The following is a 6478-nucleotide window of genomic DNA, read 5'->3' as shown; positions in this document are numbered from 1 at the left end:
TGGCAGACGGCGGCAGGCGGGGGCGGCGGGCCTTCATCGGGTCGTTCACGGCGGCGGGCGGCCCGGGTGTCGTCGCGGCTGCCGTGGACGCGGACAGCGGTGCGCTGACCGTCCTGAGCAGCGTTGACGGCGTCCCCGACCCCTCGTATCTCGCCCTGGCACCCGACGGGGACACCCTCTACGCCGTCAGCGAGACGGCCGAGGGCGCGGTGGCCGCGTACCGCGTGAACGGCGACAAGCCTGAGCTGCTGGGGGCGCCGGTGCGCGTGGGCGGCGCGGGGCCGACGTACCTGAGCCTGTTCGCGGGGCACGTCCTGACCGCCGACTACGGTTCCGGCAGCGTCACCGCTGTGCCGGTCCGCCCCGACGGCACCCTGGCGAGCCGCCCCTCCGGGCAGCTCCGGCACACCGGCTCCGGCCCGCACCAGCAGCGCCAGCAGGGTCCGCACGCCCACCAGATCCAGCCCGACCCGAGCGGCCGTTGGGTGGTCAGCGTCGACCTCGGCACCGACTCCGTGCGGGTGTGCACGCTGGACGACGGACGCCCCGTACCGCACCGCGAGATCGCGCTACGGCCCGGCTCGGGCCCCCGCCACCTGGCCTTCCACCCCGACGGCGCGCACGCCTACGTCCTCAACGAACTCACGCCGACCGTCACCGTCTGCCGCTGGGACGCCGGGAGCGGCTCACTCAAACCGCTGACCGAGGTGCCGGTCCTGCCCGGCCCGCCGGACGGCGACGCCGCCTACCCCTCGGGCATCGTGACCTCGCCGGACGGCCGCTTCGTCTGGACGGCGACCCGCGGCGAGGACGTGCTCTCCGTACTCGCCGTCGAGGGCGACGGGCTGCGACTGATCGGCACGGTGCCCTGCGAAGGCCACTGGCCACGCGCGATCACCGAGGCCCGGGGCCACCTGTACGTGGCCAACGAACGCTCCGGTGACGTGACGTGGTTCACCGTCGACCCCGCCACGGGCGTCCCCCGCCGCGGCGGCTCGATCAAGGTGACCGCCGCGTCCTGCGTGGTCTTCGACTGAATCCGACGTGTTTGCCAGGCATGCATGCCGAAGGGCCCACTCCCGCATGAGGAGGGGCCCTTTCGGCGCTACGGCGTGACGCGTGCGGGGTGGATCAGCGAACCGGCGCGCCCTGCTGCTGCGGCGGGGCGATGCCCAGCGCCGTCGTGTACTTGGCGAGCGCGAGCTTGCCGATCGCCGGGTACGGACCGAGCGCCTCGGCGGCGGCACAGCCGGCCTCGGCGGCGGCCCCCTGCAGCAGACCCGGGTCGATCTCGGGGCCGATCAGATACGGCGCCAGCGCCAGCTGCTGCGAACCCGACCCGCGCAGCTGCTCCGCGATGGCCGCGATGGAACCTTCCTGGTCCAGAGCCGCAGCCATCACCGGCACGGCGAGACGCGCGGCGAGCAGCATGCCGGTGATACCGGCCGCCTGCACGGCCTCCTCGCCTCCCACGGACGCGAGGATGATGCCGTCCGCTGCGGTCGCCACGGTGAACAGCCGGGCACGGTCGGCACGGGCCAGACCCGCCTCGGACAGCCGCACGTGCAGCGCCTCGGCGAGCAACGGGTGCGGGCCGAGCACATCGGTCAGGTCGGCCGCGACCCGGCTGTCCATGACGGCCTGGCGAACCTGGCGCAGCAGCGCGCTGTCCGGACCGGCGAGCAGCGGCACGACGACGGCCACCGGCCCGTCGGGCTCCTGGACGTCGGCGCCGGCGGCCCTGGCCTGCTCGAAGCGGGCGGTGCGCTCCTCGGCGGCGTGCGCGAGCACGGACGTCAGCGTGGGGAACTCGGAGTCGTCCCCGTCGAGATAACCGATGCGGCCGTCGAGACCGGGCAGCTCGGAGCGCGCGATGCTCACGACCTCCTCGGCGAGGCTGCGCGTGGCCGCGCTGGGCGTGCCCGGCACGGCGAGGACCAGCGCGGGCGCGCCCTCGGGAGCCGCCAGCTGCTCGGGTCGGCGGTGCCGCCCGGGCTGGCGAGGTCGCGGCATTCGTACTGGCAGGCCGGACGCGGGCCCAGTGGGGGAGCTCATGGCGAGGCATGTTACTGGCTTCCTGGGCTCCCCTGTTCGGGGAGGGTGCAGGTGAGCGGTATCCGTCCTGTTTTGTCTGATGAGTTACGTACGGATCAGAAGCGATCACCTTGTCCCTTTGAGCTCACCACGGACAACATCACGCCGTCACACGGCAGAGCGAGCGCGCCCGCGGCAAGATCACGCGCGATCCGCACGGCACCGTCCAGCGGATCACCCTCCGCCGGAACCACCCGCGCATGCGGCAGCCGTTTCGCCAACTCCTCGTGCAGCGGTACGAGGAGAGGCTCGCCCATCTTGAACAGGCCACCGGTGAGCGCGACTTGGGGTTCGCCGGTGGCCGGGCAGACCGCGACGGCGGACTCGGCCATGTGCCGGGCGGCGGCGCGCAGGATGCCGTCCGCCACCGGGTCACCGGACGCGCACTCGGCGACACGGGGCGCGAAGGCCGCGAGTACGGCGACCCGGTCCGACCGCGGATACAACTGCCCCGGCAACCCCGTCATCGCCCCGAACCGCTCCTCGGCACAGCTCAACAACGCCCCGGAACCACCGTCCCGCCCGTCGTACGCCCGCAGCGCCGCCTCCAGCCCGGCCCGCCCGATCCAGGCCCCGCCACCGCAGTCGCCGAGCAGATGCCCCCAACCGTCGGCTCTTCGCCACCCGGTGAGATCGGTGCCGATCGCGATCAGCCCGGTACCGGCGGCGACCACGGCACCGGGCCGCGCCCCGAGAGCGCCCACATAAGCGGTGACGGCATCAGCGGCGAGCGCGACGGTCCGCACCCCGAACTCTCGCGCCAACGCCCCCGGCAACTCGGCCCGCAACCCGTCCCCGAGCGTGGCGAGCCCGGCTGCCCCGATGACGGCCGTGCCCACCTCGGACAGCGCACCTCTTTCGGCCAACGCCCTCACCATGGGCGCCAGTTGCTCCATGAAATGCCCGGGATCGATCCCACGGGCACCGGTCCGAACGGGTTCCCCGGACGAGAGCGGGCCCGATCTTCGGCCACTGCCGACCTCGCCCACGACGACCCGGAGCCCGGAGCCTCCCGAGTCCACGGCGAGGAACCTGCCCATGGCATCCGGTGAACCGTCCCCCAAAACCGTCACGGCAGACGCCAGTCCACCGGTTGTCCTCCCTGCCGGACCAGCAGGTCGTTGGCGCGGCTGAAGGGGCGGGAGCCGAAGAAGCCGCGGTCGGCCGACATCGGGGACGGGTGCGAGGACTCCACCGAGGGCAGGTCGCCGAGGAGGGGCCGGAGGTTGCGGGCGTCACGGCCCCACAGGATCGACACCAAAGGCTTGCCGCGTGCCGCCAGCGCCCGTATCGCCTGCTCGGTGACCTCTTCCCAGCCCTTGCCGCGATGGGCGGCCGGACTGCGCGGGGCCGTGGTGAGCGCCCTGTTGAGCAGCAGCACCCCCTGCTGGCTCCACGGGGTCAGATCGCCGTTGGACGGCTGGGGCAGCCCCAAGTCCGTGTTCAGCTCCCGGTAGATGTTGAGCAGACTCGGCGGCAGCGGGCGTACGTCGGGGGCCACCGAGAACGACAGCCCCACCGCGTGCCCCGGAGTCGGATAAGGGTCCTGCCCGACGATCAGGACGCGGACGTCGTCGAAGGGCTGCTGGAAGGCTCGCAGGACATTCGGTCCGGCCGGTAGATAGGTGCGCCCGGCGGCGATCTCCGCGCGCAGGAAGTCCCCCATCCCGGCGACGCGTCCGGCCACGGGTTCCAGGGCTTTCGCCCAGCCCGGTTCGACGATCTCATGCAACGGTCGTGGTGCCACGGGCGTCACCCTACTGCTGTACGGGGCCCGGCGATCAACCGGTGGTCGCGGCCCGATCGACAACGACCGAACCGTGGGCGCGTGTGAACGAAGCCCGCCCTGGCGGGAGTTGCCGTTCCGGAAGTTCCCAGCCTCACGCGACCACCGCCGCGCGCACGCACAGCACGTCCGGGAGATGGGACGCCAACTGCCGCCAGCTGTCCCCGTCGTCGTCCGACGCGAACACCTCGCCGTTGCGATTGCCGAAGTACACGCCCGCCGGGTCCGCGCCGTCCGTGCACATCGCGTCGCGCAGCACCGTGCCGTAGTGGTCCTCGGTCGGCAGGCCCGCCGACAGCGCCTCCCAACTCCGGCCCGCGTCCGCCGTACGGAAGACCCGGCACCGGTGCTCGGCGGGCACGCGGTCCGCGTCGGCGTTGATCGGGAACACGTACGCCGTGTCGCCGCGATGGGGGTGGGTGGCCGCGGCGAAGCCGAACGTGGACGGCAGGCCCGCGCCGATGTCCGTCCAGTGCGCGCCCGCGTCGTCGCTGCGGTACACGCCCCAGTGGTTCTGCAGATACAGCCGGTCGGGGGTCGCCGCGTCCTGCGCGATCTTGTGCACGCACTGGCCGAACTCCGGGTTCGGATCCGGCAAGAACACCGCCGAGACACCGGAGTTGGACGGCGCCCAGCTCTCGCCCCCGTCACCGGTGCGGAACACCCCGGCCGTCGAGACGGCGACCGTCACGGCGCGCGGGTCCCGCTCGTCGGTGAGGACGGTGTGCAGGCCTTCCCCGCCACCGCCCGGAACCCACCGCGAACGCGTGGGGTGTTCCCAGAGAGGACGGACGAGTTCGAAGCTCTCGCCGCGGTCCTCGGAGCGGAACAGCGCGGCCGGCTCCGTGCCCGCGTACACCACATCGGGTTCCGCGGCCGCCGGGTGCAGCTGCCACACCCGCTCCAGCGAAGCCCCCGTGTCCTTCGGGAACTTGACCGCGGGCCGCGCCGGCTCGGCCCACGTCCGGCCGAGGTCGTCGGAGTGGAACACGGACGGGCCCCAGTGAGAGCTGTCACCACCGGCCAGCAGTCTCGGTGTGGGACCGCGAGTGTCGACGGCGACCGAATACAGCGCCTGCGCGTTGAAGTACGGACTCTCGTCGAACTCCCAGACCCCACCCCGCCTGCGCCCGATGAACAGGCCTTTTCGCGTGCCCACCGCGAGCAGGACCTCCGTCATGCCGATCACCTCCGCTGCGTTTTTGGCGACTTTGCCCCCGTCACCGCCCAGTCTGCACCCCACCACTGACAGTCACCCCTGGAACCGGCATCACCGCAGGTCAAGATGGTGATATCGGGCTGTGGGGGCGGATGTGCGGGGGCTTGGGGCGAAGCGCCTGCGGGAGTCCTGGCAGCCATGGGAACGTCGAGTCGGGGTATTCGTCGTGAGCATCGAGGAGACGTCTCCCGTATGGGAGGGCGGTTCGGCATGTCAGTGCGTTCATGAGGAGGATGCCTTCGATGGCGTTCCGAGGTCCGAAGGTGTGGCTGTGGCGGTGGCGGCGGAATCCGCTCAAGCGCCGTGCCGATGCGGTGGAATCGTGGATCGTGCTCGGCGCCTGGCTGATCACCGTCCTCGCCGGGGTGCTCGCCGGTCTGACGGCGACCCAGTCCGTCGAACACGAGCTGGCCCAGGAACGCGTCGACTGGAAACCCGTGGTGGCCCTGGTGGTCCAGGACGCGCCCGGCCCCGCCCCGGCGAACTCCGGCAGGACGAGCGGCGAACCGGTCTGGGCGAAGGTCCGCTGGACGGCCGTGAACGGCTCCTCGCACACCGGCCAGATACGCGTCCCCTCCGGCAGCGCGATAGGCACTCCGGTGACCGTCTGGACCGACCCGCAGGGCCACCTGGTCACCAAGCCCGCCAGCGCCTCGCAGGCCAAGCTGCGGGCCGTGATGATCGGCACCCTCCTGGGCGTGGGCGCGGCAGCTGTCCCCTACGTCAGCGCCCGGGCCCTGCGCGGCCGGCTGGAACGCCGGCGCATGGACCAGTGGGACGAGGAGTGGGCCCGCTTCGGCCCACTGTGGGGCCGCAAGACGGGCTGAGCACCCGGCCCGGCGCCACGAGCCCCTGCCCTGCGGATCGCAGACAAGGGCCTTCGTGATGCCCATCCCAAAGGCCCGCCTGGTCCCAAGCGGTCCGTGCTGCCCGGCGCAGAGCCCTGACCGGTTCTATTCGGTCCGAACTCTCAGGTGCATGGGCCCGTCCGATGTCATGTGTCCAGTACCTCCGGTCCTCCGGCCCGCTGGTCCCAAGCGGTCCGTACTTCCGGGCGCACAGCCCTGACCGGTTCTGTTCGGTCCGAACGCTCAGGTGTATGGGCCCGTCCGATGTCATTTGTCGCGCGCCTCCGGTCCTCCGGCCCGCTGGTCTCAAGCCGTTCGTACTTCCTGGCGCACAGCCGTGACCGTCCTGCTCCGCCCGAACGCCCGGCACACGGACCCGTGCGATCTCACTCGCCCGCGCCGCCGTTCATCCGGCCGCCCGGTCTAAAGCCGCGCGTACTTCCCGGCACACAGCCCTGACTGGCCCTGCTCGGCTCGAACTCGCGGCAGACGGACCCGCCCGATTTCCCTCGCCCCGCACCTCGGGCACCC

Annotated in this window: 6 protein-coding genes; 2 read left to right on the top strand and 4 right to left on the bottom strand. The window is 72.2% G+C overall.

Features of this window, described 5'->3' with window-relative positions:
* Nucleotides 1-1037 (top strand): lactonase family protein (locus AC31A1_RS44005; protein ID WP_489658690.1); only part of this gene is annotated, 1037 nt, incomplete at its 5' end.
* Between the two features lie 94 nt (nt 1038-1131).
* On the opposite strand, the gene AC31A1_RS44000 is transcribed toward AC31A1_RS44005, so the two are convergent.
* The 4 genes from AC31A1_RS44000 to AC31A1_RS43985 all read right to left on the bottom strand — a co-directional run bounded on the left by AC31A1_RS44000 (nt 1132) and on the right by AC31A1_RS43985 (nt 5126).
* Nucleotides 1132-2055 carry a sirohydrochlorin chelatase gene (locus tag AC31A1_RS44000; protein WP_489658689.1) on the bottom strand — a complete coding sequence of 308 codons (924 nt, stop codon included), beginning with the start codon at nt 2053-2055 and terminating at the stop codon, nt 1132-1134.
* 95 nt (nt 2056-2150) lie between these two features.
* Nucleotides 2151-3134: an N-acetylglucosamine kinase gene (locus AC31A1_RS43995; protein WP_489658688.1), complete on the bottom strand. Its 984-nt coding sequence runs from the start codon at nt 3132-3134 to the stop codon at nt 2151-2153.
* A 29-nt stretch (nt 3135-3163) separates the two neighbouring features.
* On the bottom strand, nt 3164-3841 hold the full coding sequence (locus tag AC31A1_RS43990) for a uracil-DNA glycosylase (RefSeq protein ID WP_398997443.1): 678 nt from the start codon (nt 3839-3841) through the stop codon (nt 3164-3166).
* 133 nt (nt 3842-3974) lie between these two features.
* A complete protein-coding gene (locus AC31A1_RS43985; protein ID WP_489658687.1) occupies nt 3975-5126 on the bottom strand; it encodes a WD40/YVTN/BNR-like repeat-containing protein in 1152 nt (383 codons plus the stop codon).
* A gap of 215 nt (nt 5127-5341) precedes the next feature.
* Here AC31A1_RS43985 and AC31A1_RS43980 point away from each other — a divergent pair, with 215 nt between their 5' ends.
* Nucleotides 5342-5926 (top strand): Rv1733c family protein, encoded by a 585-nt coding sequence (locus tag AC31A1_RS43980; protein ID WP_393753572.1) that lies wholly within the window; start codon nt 5342-5344, stop codon nt 5924-5926.
* Nucleotides 5927-6478: the final 552 nt, after the last annotated feature.

The sequence above is a fragment of the Streptomyces sp. P5F9 genome, assembly GCF_057961495.1.
Note: the sequence above shows the minus strand (reverse complement) of the source record. Positions and strands in the feature narration are given on the sequence as shown.

What these genes read in the sequence shown, in the direction of transcription:
- AC31A1_RS44000 (WP_489658689.1), bottom strand. Translation starts at nt 2,055, where the DNA reads ATGAGCTCCCCCACTGGGCCCGCGTCCGGCCTGCCAGTACGAATGCCG.
- AC31A1_RS43995 (WP_489658688.1), bottom strand. Translation starts at nt 3,134, where the DNA reads ATGGGCAGGTTCCTCGCCGTGGACTCGGGAGGCTCCGGGCTCCGGGTC.
- AC31A1_RS43980 (WP_393753572.1), top strand. Translation starts at nt 5,342, where the DNA reads ATGGCGTTCCGAGGTCCGAAGGTGTGGCTGTGGCGGTGGCGGCGGAAT.